We start from the raw sequence: 18,190 nt of genomic DNA on the forward strand, positions 1-18,190 counted from the left end.
CGCTGGGACATCGGCGGCTCGCGGCCCGTGCCGTGAGCCGTCGCACCAGAAAACGCTTAGGTGAAATTATGATGAATAATGATTCGGCTCTGCCATTGAGCAATGTTTTGAACCAGGAATGCACCCGCAGCGGCGTACACTGCCAGAGCAAAAAGCGCGCCCTGGAAATTATCAGCGAGCTGGCGGCAAAGCAGCTCAGCCTGCCGCCTCAGGTCGTTTTTGAAGCGATTCTCACCCGTGAGCGGATGGGCAGCACCGGTATCGGCAACGGCATCGCCATTCCTCACGGCAAGCTCGAAGAAGATACGCTGCGCGCCGTTGGCGTTTTCGTCCAGCTCGAAACGCCTATCCCTTTCGACGCCATTGATAACCAGCCCGTCGATCTACTCTTTGCGCTGCTGGTGCCGGCGGATCAAACCAAAACGCATCTGCATACGCTCTCTCTGGTGGCGAAGCGGCTGGCGGACAAAACGATTTGCCGCCGCCTGCGCGCCGCGCAAAGCGATGAGGAGCTTTACCAGATAATCACTGAAACCAGTGAAGAGAATGAATGACCGTGCCGACAGGCACAATCCAGGAGGCACCGGTTACCCGGTCTGAAGTGTGGAGAAACAGCAGATGGTTCTGATGATCGTCAGTGGACGTTCAGGGTCAGGGAAATCGGTCGCCCTGCGTGCACTGGAAGATATGGGGTTCTACTGCGTCGATAATCTGCCTGTCGTGCTGCTGCCAGAACTGGCGCGCACGCTTTCAGAAAGGCAGATATCCGCCGCGGTGAGCATTGATGTCCGTAATATGCCGGAATCCCCGGAGGTGTTTGAGCAGGCGATGAACAACCTGCCGGACGCGTTCTCTCCGCAACTGCTGTTCCTCGACGCCGATCGCAACACGCTTATCCGCCGCTACAGCGATACGCGTCGTCTGCATCCGCTCTCCAGCAAAAATTTGTCGCTGGAAAGCGCCATCGATGAAGAAAACGATCTGCTGGAGCCGCTGCGCTCGCGTGCGGATCTGATTGTCGATACCTCGGAAATGTCGGTGCATGAGCTGGCAGAGATGCTACGTACGCGCCTTCTTGGCAAGCGCGAGCGCGAACTCACAATGGTGTTTGAGTCGTTCGGTTTTAAACACGGTATTCCTATCGATGCCGATTACGTTTTCGACGTGCGTTTCCTGCCGAACCCGCACTGGGACCCGAAACTGCGCCCGATGACCGGCCTCGATAAGCCCGTCGCGGCATTTCTCGATCGCCATACCGAAGTGCATAACTTCATCTACCAGACCCGCAGCTACCTGGAACTCTGGCTGCCCATGCTGGAAACCAACAACCGCAGCTATCTGACCGTCGCGATTGGCTGCACCGGCGGTAAACACCGCTCTGTCTATATCGCCGAACAGCTGGCGGATTACTTCCGTTCGCGCGGCAAAAACGTTCAGTCCCGCCATCGCACGCTGGAAAAACGCAAATCATGACCGTAAAACAGACTGTTGAAATCACCAACAAGCTCGGGATGCACGCCCGCCCGGCCATGAAACTTTTTGAGCTGGTGCAGAGCTTTGATGCGGAAGTATTGCTGCGTAATGAAGCGGGCACGGAAGCGGAAGCCAGCAGCGTTATCGCCTTGCTGATGCTGGATTCCGCCCAGGGCGGGCATATTGAAATTGAAGCCACCGGCCCGCAGGAAAAAGAAGCGCTGGCGGCCGTCATCGCGCTGTTTAACGCAGGCTTTGACGAAGACTGACCGCCCTGCCCTCAGCGCAGCTTATGCTGCGCCATAAACGATTCTCCACCGAGCTGGCGCATCTGGCGCAAAATCCACTGCTGGCGCGCACGCACGTAGCCTGACGGCGCACTCGCCTTATAGCGTAGCGGATTTGGCAACACCGCCGCCAGCAGCGCCGCTTCGGATGCCGACAGACGGCTGGCGGGCTTGTTGAAATAGCGCTGTGACGCCTCTTCCACGCCAAACACGCCGTCGCCGAACTCCGCGATATTGAGATAGACCGTCAGTATACGGCGCTTGCTCCAGACGGTTTCGATACCGAGCGTTAAGCCCGCCTCCAGCCCTTTACGCAGCCAGCTGCGTCCGTCCCATAAAAACAGGTTTTTAGCCGTTTGCTGCGACAGCGTGGATGCCCCGCGGATGCGGCGGCTGTTCTCGTTATGCGCGACGGCTTGCTGAATCGCCGCCATGTCAAAGCCCCAGTGCTCCGGGAACGTCTGATCTTCCGCCGCGATCACCGCAAGCCCCATCCAGGGCGAAATCTCATCCATGCTCACCCAGTCGGAGTGCGCCACGTAGCCAAAATCGCCGCTAAACCACGCGGAGAACTGCCGTTCGACCATGACCGCCGAAAACGGCACCGGCATCACGCTGAACAGCAGAATGCCCGCGATCCAGACGCCGAGCACCGCCAGAACCGCGCGTAGCGCCAGCCGACGCAGGCGAACAAACAGCGAGCCGCGCGCTTTACTCATTCGCACATCGCCACCAGGCGCGCCACCAGCTTCTCAATGCCTGCCGCCGCTTCGTCGATGCTTTCCGCCAGCATATAAGCGGGCGTGGTCAGCACTTTGTTGTCTTCATCGACCACAATATCGTCCACCGGGCACGGCACATGTTCGCCCCCCATCTCTTCCACCAGTTCGGCGGTATCGATATCGGTGCCGATGGTCAGTCGCAGAGGCGCGGCGATAATTTTCGGCAGCATCGCGGGCGCGATACAGATAAAGCCGAGCGGTTTACCGGCTTCATGCATCGTGCGCGCCAGCGCCAGAAGCGCCGGGTCAACCGAACATTCGCTGCCGCGCGTGGCAAAATCGCACAGGTTTTTGGCCGCGCCAAATCCGCCAGGCACCACCAGCGCATCGAGTTCTTCCGCGCGCGCCTGTTCCAGCGGCGTTATTTTACCGCGGGCGATGCGGGCCGCCTCAACGAGCACATTACGCGTCTCGCCTGTCGGTTCACCCGTGACGTGATTAATCACGTCCGCTTGTGGTTTATCAGGCGCAAAGCAGACCGCCTGCGCGCCATTGCGGGCCAGCGCCAGCAGGGTAATTACCGCTTCATGAATTTCTGAACCGTCATAAACGCCGCAACCGCTTAAAACCACTCCGATTTTTTTCATGATTTATCCTTACGTTAAGCCGTTGAAACTTTGAGTAAAATGTTATTTAAACGTTATGCTTCACACATTTTACTGATTCACATAACAAATCATTTAAGATTTGCTATCTTATGTACGAGCGCCTTGATCACTCAGGCCGCGCCACGTAGTTAAAAAGATCAACATCACTAATCAATGGCGAGGCCACGATTTCCCTGGTGTTGGCGCAGTATTCGCGCACCCCGGTTTAGCCGGGGTCATTTTTTTCCGGCGCCGGCCACCCACGCTTTCAGCGCCCCGACGTCGTGTTGCCACTCCTGCTTCAGCTCTTCAATCCATTCACCTACGTTATCCCACCAGGCTGGCAGATCGGGCGACTGGATTTTTTGCGCCAGCTGCTGCAAATGACGCAGCCCGACCGCGCCGGCGGCGCCTTTGATTTTATGGCCCTCTTCGACAATCCCTTTTTGATCGCGCGCGGTGAGGTTAGATTCCAGCACGCTCAGATAGCCCGGCATCATTTTTTCAAACATCGCCAGACCGTCAGTGATGAGTTTAGGGCCAACCAGCTCTAAGTACTGCTCCAGCATCGGGAGATCGAGCAGCGTCTCCTGCTTGCCGTCATCGCGTGTCGTCACGTTTTGTTCCTCATCGTCAGCCTGCGTATCCCAGAATTTTTTGATGGTCGCGGTCAGCGCCGGCACCGCCAGCGGTTTGCTCAGCACGTCGTCCATGCCCGCCTCCAGATACTCTTTTTTATCTTTCAGCACGTTGGCCGTCAGCGCCACCAGCGGCGGTAGCGTGTCGCGGGTATAGCGGCGATGCAGTTCACGCGAAATATCCAGCCCGGTCATGTCCGGCAACTGAATATCCAGCAGCACCAGGTCAAACTCGCCGGGGCTGAACATCTCCAGCGCCGCTTTGCCGGTCATCGCCACCTCGACGCTGCAACCGAGTTTTTCCAGCACCGATGTCGCTACGATAACGTTGAGCTCAATATCTTCCACCAGCAGCACGTGCAGGGCGGGCAGCGGCATCTCGTCGTCGTTGAGCGTATCTTCCACTTCTTCCGCCACGCGCGGTGCCTGCACCGTCAGAACGAACGTCGAGCCCTGCCCTGGTTTGCTGGATACCGTAATATCGCCGCCCATGCTTTTCGCGAGACGGCGCGACACCGCAAGCCCAATCCCTGTGCCCGTCGCCGGTTTGCCGCCCTGGCTGTCTTTCACCTGGTAATACATGGCGAAAATCTTGTCCTGCTCCTCCTGTGGAATACCGATGCCGGAATCTTCCACTTCAAAGCGTAGCTGCTCGTTTTCGTTATAGCTGACGCGCACCGTCACCTGGCCCTGCTGGGTAAATTTCACCGCGTTGCTGATAAGGTTCCAGAGGATCTGCCGCAGGCGCGTGCCGTCGGTCAGCACTTTATGCGGCACCGGACGCACCGGCTCCATCACGAAGCGCAGCCCTTTCTGCTGCGCCTGCAGGCCGGAGAGGTTTTCGAGGTCCGCCAAGAAGCTGGTGAAATCGACGGGCTGATTATCAAGCTGCACTTTACGGCGCTCAATTTTATCCATGTCGATAATATCGTTAAAGATATTGCCAAGCGTCACGGCGGAGACGTGAATGGTCTTGAGGTATTTTTCCTGCTCGGCGCTGAGATCGGTATCCAGCAGAATGCGGCTCAAACCCACAATGCCGTTCAGCGGCGTGCGCAGCTCATGGCTGATGGTGGAGATAAAGGTCGTCTTATCGCGGCTCGCGCGCTCCAGCGCGTCCTGATAGCGCTTACGCTCGGTAATATCGCGCCCGAAGCCCATCAGTCCGTGCCGTTTGCCCACGCGGTCGTAATACGGCACTTTGCGGATCTCAAAACACGCTTTGCGGCCATCGGGGTAATCGAGCCACTGCTCGTAAGTCAGCGACACATTATGACGGAAGACTTTTTCATCGGTTTCCAGCACTTTTTCCGCCGCCTCGGACGCATAGACCTCGTGCGGCTTCAGCCCAATCAGCTGTTTTTCGCTTTTACCGGTAAGCAGCTCCATTGCCCGGTTGCAGCCGGAAAACTCTTTATCTTCATTGCGGTAGAACACCAGATCCGGCGAGGCGTCGAGAAACGAACGCAGAAAAGAGGATTGCTGCTCCAGCTGAATTTGCGTGACCTCGCGCTCTTTCATCTCCACTTTTAGCTGCTCCAGCATATTCTGGCGCTCGGCTTCCGCTTTTTCGCGGTCGGCGATTTCCTGGTTAAGCTGGGCAATGTTGTCTTTAAGCTGCACGTTGAGCTTAAGATCGCGCTCGCGCATCTCTTCAAGCTTATCCACCAGCTTTGAGAGCCGCTGGCGCGACTCCTCAAGCTGCTCCACCACCACCGACAGAAAGTAGACCGCCCAGGGCGTGATCAACAGGCCAAAGAAAATCGAGCGGATGACGTCGATGCTCTCGACCTGGCCATGCAGCACCATCGTCACGGCCATTTGCACCGCCATCGCCAGCACGACCAGCGCAAGGGCCAGCAGCAGCGAAAAACGCACCAGGCCAAGCTTTACCAGTAAATCAACGTAGTACTGCGCCAGCATGCGGATCTGTTTCATAAAGGATTCCTGTACTGATATTCCGTTCAATAATACCTAAATCCGCCCCTCTGGCGGGAATTCAGGCAAAAAAGTGCGGGGTGAGAAGGCGAGCGATCGAAAAAACAGCGTTTAAAGGGCGTCAGGCGCGCCGCGCCAGGGGCGACCGAGCGCCGATCCCTGCGCACCATACTGGTTAAGATAGCGGTCAATTTCCACCATGCCGGTCCAGCGGTTCTCGCACCACAGCGGCGCGAGTAAGGTCGGACGGCGGGCGCTGGCGGAAATACGATGGTAGATGATGTCCGGCGGCGTATGGCGGATCATCTCACCCGCCGTGACGGCATACTCATCCAGCGCGATGCCGTTAAGCCGCCCGGCCCGCCAGGCTTTCGCCATAATGCTGCCCTCGACGATATGCAGCGGATGCAGCTTAATGCCATCCACACCGGTCTCTACCACGCGCTCAAGCGAGAGCAGCGCGTCGCTACGTGTTTCGCCCGGCAGCCCGACGATAAGATGCGTACAAACCCGAAGCCCGCGAGCCCGCGCCCGACGCGTCGTCTCCTGGTAACAGGCGAAATCGTGCCCGCGGTTTATCCGGTGCAGGGTTTTATCCTTCGCGCTTTGCAGCCCCAGCTCCAGCCAGACTTCATAGCCTTGCTCATGGTAACCCGCGAGCAGATCCAGCACGCTCTCCGGCACGCAGTCGGGACGCGTGCCCACGCACAGCCCGACAATATCCGCCTGGCTTATCGCCTGCTGGTACATGGCGCGTAAAACGTTAACTTCCGCAAAGGTGCTGGTGTAGGCCTGAAAATAGGCAAGGTAACGGCGGGCGCGGTCGACGCGCGCGGCCTGCTGCGCCAGCTGTTGTTGAATGGAGAGATGCTGCTGGGTTTCATCGGCGAACGACGCGACATTACAGAAAGTGCAGCCACCGCGCCCCAGCGTGCCGTCGCGGTTCGGGCAACTGAAGCCGCCATGCAATGACAGCTTATGAACTTTCTGACCGTAGCGACGCGTCAGGTCGCCGCCAAACATATTGACTAATTTTTGTAACTGCATAATCTGAAAAGCCGCCCGGCGAAAGGGCGACAGCCTGCCATTTTTACTTCTTTACGGCGATGACCTGGATCAAGCGCCCCGCCCCGCCTTTATTTGATGAATAATCATTCAACATAAACGGTGTTTTAGTCACCAATACACTAATTACTTTTCCTTATGATCGTGCCGATTATTTAAGGAATATGACGGAGCGTAAAAAACAGAGCGTTTATGCGGCTTGCAGGCGCTTAGCAACAGATCGTGCTGCTTTAAAACCCAATAACAGTGCGGTATCCACTTCCAGCCGCTTTCTTATAGTGAGTCAGATCACACATCACCGGGGCTTATTACCCGGAAAACCTAATGTAAAAAAGGTTAAAAGTGTTTATTTATCAATGAAATGGTTGCGCTTTAGCACACTTTTGAATAAATAAGAATGACATTTGACCTGTGTGCGGATTCCCGATAAGTTGGAAATTCGCTGGAAGCTTTCTCGATGGGCGTTCTGCCCATCATATTTATGCAGTAAATGAGATTCCCTCTTAAGTAAGTCCTCAACGACGATGTACCGATGAAAAAGGATATCAGGAGGGCGACACGCAAGGTGTGCGTTTAACGCCATACCCTGTCGCCACACCCTTTTTGCGCCCGCGCGCCATCGGTTCAGGAGGAAATCCCGCAGAGCCTGGGGAGGTTCACTGATATGTTGTACGATAAATCTCTTGAGAGAGATAACTGTGGTTTCGGCCTGATCGCCCACATAGAAGGCGAACCTAGCCACAAGGTTGTGCGTACCGCGATCCACGCGCTGGCCCGTATGCAGCACCGTGGCGCTATCCTCGCGGATGGTAAAACCGGTGACGGCTGCGGCCTGCTGCTGCAAAAGCCGGATCGCTTTTTCCGCATGGTCGCCGAAGAACACGGCTGGCGCTTAGCCAAAAATTACGCCGTTGGCATGCTGTTCCTGAATCAGGATCCTGAAAAAGCCAGCGCCTCGCGTCGTATCGTTGAAGAAGAGCTGCAGCGGGAAACCCTGTCTATCGTGGGCTGGCGCGTGGTGCCAACCAACGAAGGCGTGCTGGGCGAAATCGCGCTCTCCTCAATGCCGCGCATCGAACAGATTTTTGTGAACGCCCCGGCAGGCTGGCGTCCGCGTGATATGGAGCGCCGCCTGTTTATCGCGCGTCGCCGCATTGAAAAACGTCTGGTTGACGATAAAGAATTCTACGTCTGTAGCCTCTCAAACCTGGTGAACATCTATAAGGGCCTGTGCATGCCGGCGGATCTGCCGCGCTTCTACCTGGACCTGGCGGACCTGCGTCTGGAATCGGCCATCTGCCTGTTCCATCAGCGCTTCTCCACCAACACCGTGCCGCGCTGGCCGCTGGCGCAGCCGTTCCGCTACCTGGCGCACAACGGTGAAATCAACACCATTACCGGCAACCGCCAGTGGGCCCGCGCGCGTACCTATAAATTCCAGACGCCGCTGATCCCCGATCTGCACGACGCCGCGCCGTTTGTTAACGAAACCGGCTCTGACTCCAGCTCTATGGATAACATGCTTGAGCTGCTGCTGGCAGGCGGGATGGATATCGTGCGCGCCATGCGTCTGCTGGTGCCGCCGGCCTGGCAGAACAACCCGGATATGGACCCGGAGCTGCGCGCGTTCTTTGACTTTAACTCTATGCATATGGAGCCGTGGGACGGCCCGGCGGGCATCGTAATGTCAGACGGTCGTTTCGCCGCCTGTAACCTTGACCGTAACGGCCTGCGCCCGGCGCGCTACGTCATCACCAAAGATAAGCTCATCACCTGCGCCTCCGAAGTGGGCATCTGGGATTACCAGCCGGATGAAGTCGTAGAAAAAGGCCGCGTAGGGCCAGGCGAGCTGATGGTTATCGACACCCGCGGCGGGCGCATCCTGCACTCGGCGGAAACCGATAACGATCTCAAGAGCCGCCACCCGTACAAAGAGTGGATGGAGAAAAACGTCCGCCGTCTGGTGCCGTTTGAAGATCTGCCTGACGATCAGGTAGGCACCCGTGAAATGGACGACGCCCTGCTCGAAAGCTACCAGAAGCAGTTCTTCTACAGCAACGAAGAGCTGGATTCCGTTATCCGCGTGCTGGGTGAAAACGGCCAGGAAGCGGTAGGCTCGATGGGCGATGATACGCCATTCGCTGTGCTCTCCAGCCAGCCGCGCATTATTTACGACTACTTCCGCCAGCAGTTCGCCCAAGTGACCAACCCGCCTATCGATCCGCTGCGTGAAGCGCATGTGATGTCGCTTGCGACAAGCATCGGCCGCGAGATGAACGTTTTCTGCGAAGCTGAAGGCCAGGCGCACCGCCTGAGCTTTAAGTCGCCGATTCTGCTCTACTCCGACTTTAAGCAGCTCACTACGCTTGAAGAAGAACACTACCGCGCCGATACGCTCGACATCACCTTCTCGCCCGCGCAGGCGACGCTGGAAGAGACCGTTAAAGCGCTGTGCGACAAAGCCGAACAGATGGTGCGCAACGGCACCGTGCTGCTGGTGCTCTCGGATCGCAACATCGCGAAAGACCGTCTCCCGGTTCCGGCGCCGATGGCCGTCGGGGCTATTCAGACGCGACTGGTGGAACAGAGCCTGCGCTGCGACGCCAACATTATTGTGGAAACCGCCAGTGCCCGCGACCCGCACCACTTTGCCGTGCTGCTGGGCTTCGGCGCCACCGCTATCTACCCGTATCTCGCCTACGAAACGCTGGCGAAACTGGTGGATACCGGCGCTATCGAAAAAGATTACCGCAGCGTGATGCTGAACTACCGCAACGGCATCAACAAAGGGCTTTACAAGATCATGTCCAAAATGGGCATCTCGACTATCGCCTCTTACCGCTGCTCCAAACTGTTTGAAGCCGTCGGCCTGCACCGCGACGTCTCCGAACTCTGCTTCCAGGGCGTGGTCAGCCGCATCGGCGGTGCGGGCTTCGCCGATTTCGAACAGGATCTGCTGAACCTGTCGAAGCGCGCCTGGCTTGCGCGTAAACCGCTCGTGCAGGGCGGCTTGCTGAAGTATGTTCACGGCGGCGAATACCACGCCTACAACCCGGATGTGGTGCGCACCCTCCAGCAGGCGGTACAGAGCGGCGACTACAGCGACTATCAGCAATACGCGAAGCTGGTTAACGAACGTCCGGCGGCGACGCTGCGCGATCTGCTGGCGCTGAACCCGCAGGCAGACGCGGTGCGCGTGGAAGATGTCGAACCGGCAAGCGAGCTGTTCAAACGCTTTGATACCGCGGCGATGTCCATCGGCGCGCTCAGCCCGGAAGCGCATGAGTCGCTGGCGGAGGCGATGAACAGCCTCGGCGGTTTCTCGAACTCCGGCGAAGGCGGCGAAGATCCGGCGCGTTACGGCACCAATAAAGTCTCGCGCATTAAGCAGGTGGCCTCCGGCCGCTTCGGCGTAACGCCTGCGTATCTGGTCAACGCCGATGTGATTCAGATTAAAGTGGCGCAGGGCGCGAAGCCGGGCGAAGGCGGCCAGCTGCCTGGCGATAAAGTCACCCCGTACATCGCGCGTCTGCGTTATTCGGTGCCGGGCGTGACGCTGATCTCGCCGCCGCCGCACCACGACATCTACTCGATTGAAGATCTGGCGCAGCTGATTTTCGACTTAAAACAGGTCAACCCGAAGGCGATGATCTCCGTGAAGCTGGTGTCTGAGCCGGGCGTGGGTACCATTGCCACCGGTGTGGCGAAAGCGTATGCGGATCTCATTACCATCGCAGGCTACGACGGCGGTACGGGCGCAAGCCCCCTCTCCTCCGTGAAATACGCGGGCTGCCCGTGGGAGCTGGGTCTGGTGGAGACGCAGCAGGCGCTGGTCGCCAACGGTCTGCGCCATAAGATCCGCCTGCAGGTGGACGGCGGCCTGAAAACCGGCCTTGATATTATCAAAGCGGCCATTCTTGGCGCGGAAAGCTTTGGCTTCGGCACCGGCCCGATGGTGGCGCTGGGCTGTAAATACCTGCGTATTTGCCATCTGAATAACTGCGCCACTGGCGTGGCGACCCAGGATGACAAACTGCGTAAAAACCACTACCACGGCCTGCCGTTCAAAGTGACCAACTACTTTGAGTTTATCGCCCGTGAAACGCGTGAAATCATGGCTCAGCTGGGCGTGACGCGTCTGGTGGATCTGATTGGCCGTACGGATCTTCTGAAAGAGCTGGAAGGCTTTACGGCGAAGCAGCAGAAACTGGACCTGGCGAAACTGCTGGAAACCGCCGAGCCGCATCCTGGCAAAGCGGTCTACTGCACCGAAAGCAACCCGCCGTTCGATAAAGGCGATCTGAACGCGCAGCTGCTGGCTCAGGCGAAACCGTATGTCGATAGCCGCCAGAGCAAAACCTTCTGGTTTGATATCCGCAACACTGACCGCTCGGTTGGGGCGCTGCTGTCAGGCTATATTGCGCAGTCGCATGGCGATCAGGGCCTGGCTTCTGATCCCATCAAAGCGTATTTCACCGGGACTGCCGGGCAGAGCTTCGGCGTCTGGAACGCGGGCGGCGTGGAACTACACCTGACGGGCGATGCCAACGACTATGTTGGTAAAGGCATGGCGGGCGGCTTGCTGGCGATTCGTCCACCGGTAGGGTCGTCGTTCAAGAGCTATGAAGCGAGCATTATCGGCAATACCTGCCTGTATGGCGCAACGGGCGGCCGTCTCTACGCCGCAGGCCGCGCGGGCGAGCGTTTCGCGGTGCGTAACTCGGGTGCCATCACCGTCGTGGAAGGCATCGGCGATAACGGCTGTGAATATATGACCGGCGGCATCGTCTGTATTCTCGGTAAAACCGGCGTGAACTTCGGTGCGGGCATGACGGGCGGCTTCGCCTACGTGCTGGACGAAGACGGCGAGTTCCGCAAACGCGTGAACCCGGAGCTGGTGGAAGTGCTGAATGTCGACGAGTTAGCGATTCACGAAGAACATCTGCGCGGGCTTATCACCGAGCATGTTCAACAGACTGGTTCACACCGCGGCGAAGAGATCCTGGCGAACTGGCCGGCGTTCTCGGCGAAATTCGCGCTGGTTAAACCGAAGTCCAGTGATGTAAAAGCATTGTTGGGTCACCGTAGTCGTTCCGCAGCCGAGCTGCGGGTGCAGGCGCAGTAAGAGGTCACGATTGATGAGTCAGAACGTTTACCAATTTATCGACTTACAGCGCGTTGATCCGCCGAAAAAGCCGCTTAAGATCCGTAAAATCGAGTTTGTGGAAATTTATGAGCCCTTCTCAGAAGGCCAGGCCAAAGCGCAGGCAGACCGCTGCCTGTCGTGCGGCAACCCTTACTGTGAATGGAAATGTCCGGTCCATAACTACATCCCTAACTGGCTGAAACTGGCCAACGAAGGGCGCATTTTCGAAGCCGCAGAGCTTTCTCACCAGACCAACACGCTGCCGGAAGTCTGCGGCCGCGTCTGCCCGCAGGATCGCCTGTGCGAAGGCTCCTGCACGCTGAATGATGAATTCGGCGCGGTGACTATCGGCAATATCGAGCGCTATATCAACGATAAAGCGTTCGAAATGGGCTGGCGCCCCGATCTTTCCGGCGTGAAGCCGACCGGCAAACGCGTCGCGATTGTCGGCGCGGGCCCGGCGGGCCTCGCGTGCGCCGACGTGCTGACGCGCAACGGCGTAAAAGCCGTTGTGTTTGACCGTAACCCGGAAATCGGCGGCCTGCTGACCTTCGGCATTCCGGCCTTTAAGCTCGAAAAAGAAGTGATGACGCGCCGTCGTGAAATCTTCACCGGCATGGGTATTGAGTTCCGTCTTAATACCGAAGTGGGCCGCGATGTCCAGATGAGCGATCTGCTGGGCGATTATGACGCCGTCTTTTTGGGCGTCGGCACCTATCAGTCGATGCGCGGCGGGTTGGAAAACGAAGACGCGCCGGGCGTGTATGAAGCGCTGCCGTTTCTTATCGCCAATACCCGTCAGATCATGGGCTTTGAAGAAGATGCGCAGCAGCCGTACATCAGTATGGAAGGCAAACGCGTGGTGGTGCTGGGCGGCGGCGATACCGCGATGGACTGTGTGCGTACCTCGGTGCGCCAGGGTGCGACTCACGTCATCTGCGCTTACCGTCGTGACGAAGAGAACATGCCGGGCTCCCGCCGCGAAGTGAAAAACGCGCGGGAAGAAGGCGTTGAGTTCCAGTTCAACGTGCAGCCGCTTGGCGTTGAAATTAACGCCAACGGCAAAGTGTGCGGCGTGAAAATGGCGCGCACGCAAATGGGCGAGCCGGATGAAAAAGGCCGTCGTCGCGCGGAGATCGTGCCGGGCTCCGAGCATGTGCTGCCTGCCGATGCCGTGGTAATGGCATTCGGCTTCCGTCCGCACAGCATGGAGTGGCTGGCGCAGCACAGCGTGGAGCTGGATTCGCAAGGCCGCGTGATCGCACCGGAAGGTAATGAAAACGCCTTCCAGACCAGCAACCCGAAAATCTTCGCGGGCGGCGATATCGTGCGTGGCTCCGATCTGGTGGTAACCGCAATTGCCGAAGGCCGTAAAGCGGCGGACGGCATCATGAACTACCTCGAAGTTTGATCGTTTAGTCTGACGTTATAAAGGGAAGCCTCGCGCTTCCCTTTTTTATTTCGCTTATCAATAAAGCAAGCATTTTTATTTCCAGAAAAAGACTTTTCCGTTTCCAGATTAATGTCCTGATTTACGCCGTTTATGTTCGAATGCTGAATCAGCAGAGTTTCAGAATCACGTCAAACGCCTTATATTTTGCCATATATTTACAAAACGTATTGATGCAAGCCTTGTATGAAATAAGACCGCCAAAATCATAATTATTTTATATTTATAAATTCTGTATCTTTCGGAAAGCATGTTATTGGCGTGATTAATGAAATAAGCTGCCGCGACGCCGACACTTAATTCAACGCATTATTATATTGGACGTAATTATGGATACTTCTAAAACATTCAGGAAAAACAGAATAGCAAAGATTATGGCTGGTGTATTCCCGACCGTGATCCTTTTGACACCTGCGCTCTCACACGCAGTCACCAATATCGATGAAGATACAGAAGACACCTATTTTTTCAGCGGTGACAAAGAATATGTTATTGCCGATGGCGTGACGATGTCGTCTTTAACCAGCGATCCTGCCGCCCTGGTAAAAGGTAAAAGCGTAACGTCGATTATTAATAACGGCACGATTAAAAATGATAATGGCGGCGCTGTCCTGATCGATATTTCAGGTCAGACATCTGACATGATGAAGCTGGAGAATAAAGGCGCCATTAATAGCACAGGCACAGCCATCGACGTTATTAACGGCAGTAACGTCACCATCATTAATACCGGCACTATTTCTGGCAGCGATAACGCGATTTCTTTTGAAAACGATGGTAATAATTCGCTGATTCTTAAAGCAGGCTCCAGCCTTGAAGGCAATGTAACCACTACAGGATCCGCCATCAGTACGATTACTCTGAATGATAGCGGTAACGAGAACAGCGATTTTATCGGCGTGAACGCAGGCGACGGTTTTAAATCGCTGACGATGGACGGCACCGACTGGACACTGACCGGCGATATCGATCTGACAGGTACAGGTGACAGCCTTATCGTCAAAACCGGCAACCTGACGCTCGGTGGCGACGTGAAAAACACCGGCTCATCATTAATTAACGATGCGGCCTCGCTGCAAATCGGCACGGGTAGCGGCGCTAACGCCTCGCTGGAAGGTAACGTCACCAACAACGGCACACTGATTTTCAACCAGGCAGAGGATTATAGCTTCGCGGGCGATATTTCCGGCACCGGTAACCTCGTGAAAGAAGACGCCAACACGCTAACGCTCACGGGTAACAACAGCTTTAGCGGTGACACCACCCTTAAAGCAGGCACGACGCTTTTGGCGGAAAACGCCACGATGGGGCCAGACGGCGGCACAGGCGTTATTAATATCAACAGTGGTGCCACGCTTGCTTCTGCTGGCACGGTAAACAGCAGCGTGGCGATAGCCGCGGGCGGCGTGCTGGCGTCCTGGAATGCGGTCAGCGGCAACGAGAACGCTTCCACACCGGTGACGGGCAATACCATCAATGGTGACGTGACCAACCAGGGCACGCTGCAAATCGCGGGCGGTAACAACGTCGGCAATGCATTTACCATTAACGGCAACTATACGGGCGATGAGAACAGCCGCATCGTCATGAACACCGAAGCGGGTACGGACGACTCTCTGACCGACCATCTGGCTATTACCGGCGACAGCGCGGGCAGCTCGGCGCTTGAAGTGGCAAACATCGGCGGTCAGGGCGCGCAGACCATCAACGGTATTGAGCTTATCAGCGTTGGCGGCGCGTCTGATGCGTCGTTCACGCTGGATAAACCCGTCGTGGCCGGGATGTGGGAATACGATCTGTATAAGCACGACGACGGCAACTGGTATCTGGAATCCAAAGCCAGCGATACGCCAGACCCAACGCCGGATCCGACACCAGACCCGGATGACAATGGCGGCGGCGATAATGGCGGCGGTGGCAATGGCGGCGGCGATACGCCACCAGCCCCGGAAGTTTACCGCCCGGAGGCTGGCGTCTATATGGCGAACTACCTGGCCGCCCAGCAGATGTTTATTCACAAGCGCGACGACCGCGATCAGCTGATGCTGCGCGACGCCGACGACCTGAATACCTGGATGTACGTTAAAGGCGAGTATAACGACGGCAACTTCGCGGACAGCAATCTTAAATATAAGATTCGCTCCGCCGTGGTGCAGTTGGGTAGCGACTTCCTGAGCAAAAATCTTTCCACCGGCACGCTGCACAGCGGCTTTATGCTGGGCGCGGGCTACAGCGACACCACCGCCGACGCACGTCACAATTCGCGCTCGGCAGATGGCCGTGTCAACGGTTATAACGTTGGCGTTTATGCGACCTGGCAGGAAGATCAGAAGCTGCGCCTTGGCAGCTATATCGACAGCTGGGCGTCTTACAGCTGGTATAACAGCCAGGTAAATGGCGACGATATGCCAGGCGAGAAGTATGACAGCCAGGGCTACGCCGCCTCGCTGGAAGTGGGCCATGCCTGGCTGGTGCCGTCAGAGAAAGCGCGGACCATGAAATTTGAGCCGCAGGGCCAGGTGGTATATAGCAATCTGGATCAGGATAACCACGTTGAATATAACGGCACGCGCGTTAACACGCCGGATAACGATGCCGTGCTGGGCCGTATCGGCCTCAAGGCAAGCTACGTGGATCAGAAAGTTATGGAGGCCTGGCAGCCTTACGGCGCGGTGAACTGGCTTATCGGTAATGGCATGAGCGATCTGAACTTTAACGGCGAGACGCTGGACTCAAACGTGCCGTCTAACCGCTTCCAGCTGGAAACCGGCGTCAGCGGTAAGGTGAATGACGCGACCACCGTTTCCTTCCGGGTCAGCAGCGAATGGGGCGATAACTCCTATAACGCCTATTCCGGCCATATGCTGGTGAACTATCGCTGGTAACAGGCAAGGACAAAAAAACCGCCTTTTCGGGGCGGTTTAATAAAAAAGCCGGGATGCGTCAGCATACCCGGCTTTATTTTAAGGCAGCGCGATTACTTAACCACGCGCAGCGCCGGACGTCCGCCACGCGGCGGTGGCTCGTCATCCGGCCCGTTATCATCCGCATCGTCAGGCTTATCGCCATCAATCACAGACATCACGGTTTCCGGCTCTTCTGCGCTGTTTTCGTCGTTCAGGCTCGCCATCTCTTCATCGTAAGCGGCTTCAGGCTCGAACATCGTACCGGCGCCGTTTTCACGGGCGTAGATAGCCAGCACGGCCGCCAGCGGCACCGTGACCTGACGCGGCACGCCGCCGAAACGGGCGTTGAAGCGAACTTCATCATTCGCCAGTTCCAGATTACCGACCGCGCGCGGAGCGATATTCAGAACAATTTGCCCGTCGCGCGCATACTCCAGCGGCACCAGCACGCCCGGCAGCGTCACATCCACGACCAGGTGCGGCGTCAGCTGGTTATCCAGCAGCCATTCATAAAAGGCACGCAGCAGATAGGGACGACGTGGAGAGAGCTGAGAGATATCCATAAGGTTTAGCCCCGGGTTTGCAGACGCATTTCGCGCTCGGCTTCCGTCAGCGAAGCCAGGAACGAATCACGCTCAAACACGCGAGTCATATAGCCTTTGAGTTCTTTAGCGCCCGCGCCGCTGAACTCAACGCCTAACTGCGGCAGACGCCACAGCAGCGGTGCGAGATAGCAATCCACCAGGCTGAACTCATCGCTCAGGAAATAAGGCTTCTGGCCAAATACCGGCGCGATAGCCAGCAGCTCTTCACGCAGCTGTTTACGCGCGTTATCGGCTTCCTGGGCGGAGCCGCTGACAATCACGTTCATCAGCGAGTACCAGTCTTTCTCGATACGGTGCATATACAGGCGGCTTTCACCGCGAGCCACCGGATACACCGGCATTAACGGCGGGTGAGGGAAACGCTCATCGAGATATTCCATAATGATGCGCGACTCCCACAGAGTCAGTTCACGGTCTACCAGCGTCGGCACGCTTTGATTTGGGTTGAGGTCAATCAGATCCTGCGGCAGGTTATCCGTTTCCACATGCTCAATTTCAAAGCTGACACCCTTTTCAGCCAGCACAATGCGGACCTGATGGCTGTAGATATCAGTAGGACCAGAAAACAGCGTCATTACCGAACGTTTGTTGGCAGCGACAGCCATGAAAACCTCCAGGTATATTCAGAAAGTTACTGCTACCAGCCGCAAACACGACTGGCCTTATTAATCACCCTTCCGTGCCGAACTTTCTTGCGTCTTTAAAACGAACAAAACGTGAACAGTTACCAGCATTTGGGCACAAAATTGGATGATAGTTTACCAGATTTTGCGCAGCTTGTGGTGAGAGGTTTTGTCCGATTGCCGTAAATGGGCGGGATTTCAGTAGATTAGCGACCAGATAAAAATTCCGGGCATAAAAAAACCCGGCATGGTGCCGGGTTTTTCGCCAATTCGATTCTGCCAAAGCAGAAAAGGATTAACGTTTGGAGAACTGCGGACGACGACGTGCTTTACGCAGACCGACTTTCTTACGTTCAACCTGACGAGCGTCACGAGTAACGAAGCCAGCTTTACGCAGTTCAGAGCGCAGAGACTCATCGTACTCCATCAGAGCGCGGGTGATACCGTGACGGATCGCACCAGCCTGACCGGAGATACCACCACCTTTAACGGTGATGTACAGATCCAGTTTCTCAACCATGTCGACCAGTTCCAGCGGCTGACGAACTACCATGCGGGCAGTTTCGCGACCGAAGTACTGTTCCAGAGAACGCTGGTTGATAACGATTTTACCGTTGCCCGGTTTGATAAACACACGAGCGGCGGAGCTTTTGCGGCGACCAGTGCCGTAGTATTGATTTTCAGCCATTG

Annotated in this window: 14 protein-coding genes; 7 read left to right on the forward strand and 7 right to left on the reverse strand. The window is 56.6% G+C overall.

The features are described 5' to 3' along the window. Window positions 1-68 precede the first annotated feature (68 nt). The 3 genes from ptsN (at window position 69) to npr (ending at window position 1,742) form a co-directional block, all read left to right on the forward strand. Window positions 69-554 (forward strand): PTS IIA-like nitrogen regulatory protein PtsN, encoded by a 486-nt coding sequence (ptsN, locus tag AFK66_RS17425; protein ID WP_004385095.1) that lies wholly within the window; start codon window positions 69-71, stop codon window positions 552-554. A gap of 64 nt (window positions 555-618) precedes the next feature. Further along, window positions 619-1,473, forward strand: a complete 855-nt coding sequence (gene rapZ / locus AFK66_RS17430) for an RNase adapter RapZ (protein WP_004385096.1) — start codon at window positions 619-621, stop codon at window positions 1,471-1,473. After that, complete coding sequence (gene npr, locus AFK66_RS17435) at window positions 1,470-1,742, forward strand: PTS phosphocarrier protein NPr (RefSeq protein ID WP_007704900.1); 273 nt, start codon at window positions 1,470-1,472, stop codon at window positions 1,740-1,742. Before rapZ ends, npr begins: the two co-directional genes overlap by 4 nt. An 11-nt stretch (window positions 1,743-1,753) precedes the next feature. Here npr and mtgA read toward each other — a convergent pair whose 3' ends face one another. The 4 genes from mtgA to mnmL form a co-directional block, all read right to left on the reverse strand. Then, window positions 1,754-2,479 (reverse strand): monofunctional biosynthetic peptidoglycan transglycosylase, encoded by a 726-nt coding sequence (gene mtgA, locus AFK66_RS17440; RefSeq protein ID WP_007780407.1) that lies wholly within the window; start codon window positions 2,477-2,479, stop codon window positions 1,754-1,756. Then, window positions 2,476-3,129: an isoprenoid biosynthesis glyoxalase ElbB gene (gene elbB, locus AFK66_RS17445; RefSeq protein ID WP_023899576.1), complete on the reverse strand. Its 654-nt coding sequence runs from the start codon at window positions 3,127-3,129 to the stop codon at window positions 2,476-2,478. The genes mtgA and elbB overlap by 4 nt, the downstream gene beginning before the upstream one ends. Before the next feature lie 236 nt (window positions 3,130-3,365). Next, window positions 3,366-5,705: an aerobic respiration two-component sensor histidine kinase ArcB gene (arcB, locus tag AFK66_RS17450; protein ID WP_023899578.1), complete on the reverse strand. Its 2,340-nt coding sequence runs from the start codon at window positions 5,703-5,705 to the stop codon at window positions 3,366-3,368. Between the two features lie 111 nt (window positions 5,706-5,816). Further along, window positions 5,817-6,752, reverse strand: coding sequence for a tRNA modification radical SAM protein MnmL/YtqA (gene mnmL / locus AFK66_RS17455; protein WP_007780402.1), 936 nt, complete (start codon window positions 6,750-6,752; stop codon window positions 5,817-5,819). Between the two features lie 182 nt (window positions 6,753-6,934). Here mnmL and AFK66_RS22510 point away from each other — a divergent pair, with 182 nt between their 5' ends. From AFK66_RS22510 to AFK66_RS17475, 4 genes are all read left to right on the forward strand, one after another. After that, a complete protein-coding gene (locus AFK66_RS22510) occupies window positions 6,935-7,165 on the forward strand; it encodes a hypothetical protein (protein WP_131824108.1) in 231 nt (76 codons plus the stop codon). 269 nt (window positions 7,166-7,434) lie between these two features. Beyond that, window positions 7,435-11,895, forward strand: a complete 4,461-nt coding sequence (gltB, locus tag AFK66_RS17465; protein ID WP_085959988.1) for a glutamate synthase large subunit — start codon at window positions 7,435-7,437, stop codon at window positions 11,893-11,895. A 13-nt stretch (window positions 11,896-11,908) separates the two neighbouring features. Further along, window positions 11,909-13,327: a glutamate synthase small subunit gene (locus tag AFK66_RS17470; protein WP_023899580.1), complete on the forward strand. Its 1,419-nt coding sequence runs from the start codon at window positions 11,909-11,911 to the stop codon at window positions 13,325-13,327. A gap of 413 nt (window positions 13,328-13,740) precedes the next feature. After that, complete coding sequence (locus AFK66_RS17475) at window positions 13,741-16,251, forward strand: autotransporter family protein (RefSeq protein ID WP_023899581.1); 2,511 nt, start codon at window positions 13,741-13,743, stop codon at window positions 16,249-16,251. A gap of 92 nt (window positions 16,252-16,343) precedes the next feature. Here AFK66_RS17475 and sspB read toward each other — a convergent pair whose 3' ends face one another. From sspB to rpsI, 3 genes are all read right to left on the reverse strand, one after another. Beyond that, a complete protein-coding gene (gene sspB / locus AFK66_RS17480) occupies window positions 16,344-16,835 on the reverse strand; it encodes a ClpXP protease specificity-enhancing factor (protein ID WP_007780391.1) in 492 nt (163 codons plus the stop codon). 5 nt (window positions 16,836-16,840) lie between these two features. Then, window positions 16,841-17,482: a stringent starvation protein SspA gene (sspA, locus tag AFK66_RS17485; protein ID WP_007780387.1), complete on the reverse strand. Its 642-nt coding sequence runs from the start codon at window positions 17,480-17,482 to the stop codon at window positions 16,841-16,843. A 313-nt stretch (window positions 17,483-17,795) separates the two neighbouring features. After that, window positions 17,796-18,188, reverse strand: a complete 393-nt coding sequence (gene rpsI, locus AFK66_RS17490) for a 30S ribosomal protein S9 (RefSeq protein ID WP_000829818.1) — start codon at window positions 18,186-18,188, stop codon at window positions 17,796-17,798. Window positions 18,189-18,190: the final 2 nt, after the last annotated feature.

Source organism: Cronobacter malonaticus LMG 23826 (assembly GCF_001277215.2).
In the GTDB taxonomy this organism is placed as follows: Bacteria; Pseudomonadota; Gammaproteobacteria; order Enterobacterales; family Enterobacteriaceae; genus Cronobacter; species Cronobacter malonaticus.

Excerpts from the sequence above, each read along its gene's own strand:
- ptsN (WP_004385095.1), top strand. The coding sequence starts at position 69 with ATGATGAATAATGATTCGGCTCTGCCATTGAGCAATGTTTTGAACCAG.
- rapZ (WP_004385096.1), top strand. The coding sequence starts at position 619 with ATGGTTCTGATGATCGTCAGTGGACGTTCAGGGTCAGGGAAATCGGTC.
- npr (WP_007704900.1), top strand. The coding sequence starts at position 1,470 with ATGACCGTAAAACAGACTGTTGAAATCACCAACAAGCTCGGGATGCAC.
- mtgA (WP_007780407.1), bottom strand. The coding sequence starts at position 2,479 with ATGAGTAAAGCGCGCGGCTCGCTGTTTGTTCGCCTGCGTCGGCTGGCG.
- elbB (WP_023899576.1), bottom strand. The coding sequence starts at position 3,129 with ATGAAAAAAATCGGAGTGGTTTTAAGCGGTTGCGGCGTTTATGACGGT.
- arcB (WP_023899578.1), bottom strand. The coding sequence starts at position 5,705 with ATGAAACAGATCCGCATGCTGGCGCAGTACTACGTTGATTTACTGGTA.
- mnmL (WP_007780402.1), bottom strand. The coding sequence starts at position 6,752 with ATGCAGTTACAAAAATTAGTCAATATGTTTGGCGGCGACCTGACGCGT.
- AFK66_RS22510 (WP_131824108.1), top strand. The coding sequence starts at position 6,935 with ATGACGGAGCGTAAAAAACAGAGCGTTTATGCGGCTTGCAGGCGCTTA.
- gltB (WP_085959988.1), top strand. The coding sequence starts at position 7,435 with ATGTTGTACGATAAATCTCTTGAGAGAGATAACTGTGGTTTCGGCCTG.
- AFK66_RS17470 (WP_023899580.1), top strand. The coding sequence starts at position 11,909 with ATGAGTCAGAACGTTTACCAATTTATCGACTTACAGCGCGTTGATCCG.
- AFK66_RS17475 (WP_023899581.1), top strand. The coding sequence starts at position 13,741 with ATGGCTGGTGTATTCCCGACCGTGATCCTTTTGACACCTGCGCTCTCA.
- sspB (WP_007780391.1), bottom strand. The coding sequence starts at position 16,835 with ATGGATATCTCTCAGCTCTCTCCACGTCGTCCCTATCTGCTGCGTGCC.
- sspA (WP_007780387.1), bottom strand. The coding sequence starts at position 17,482 with ATGGCTGTCGCTGCCAACAAACGTTCGGTAATGACGCTGTTTTCTGGT.
- rpsI (WP_000829818.1), bottom strand. The coding sequence starts at position 18,188 with ATGGCTGAAAATCAATACTACGGCACTGGTCGCCGCAAAAGCTCCGCC.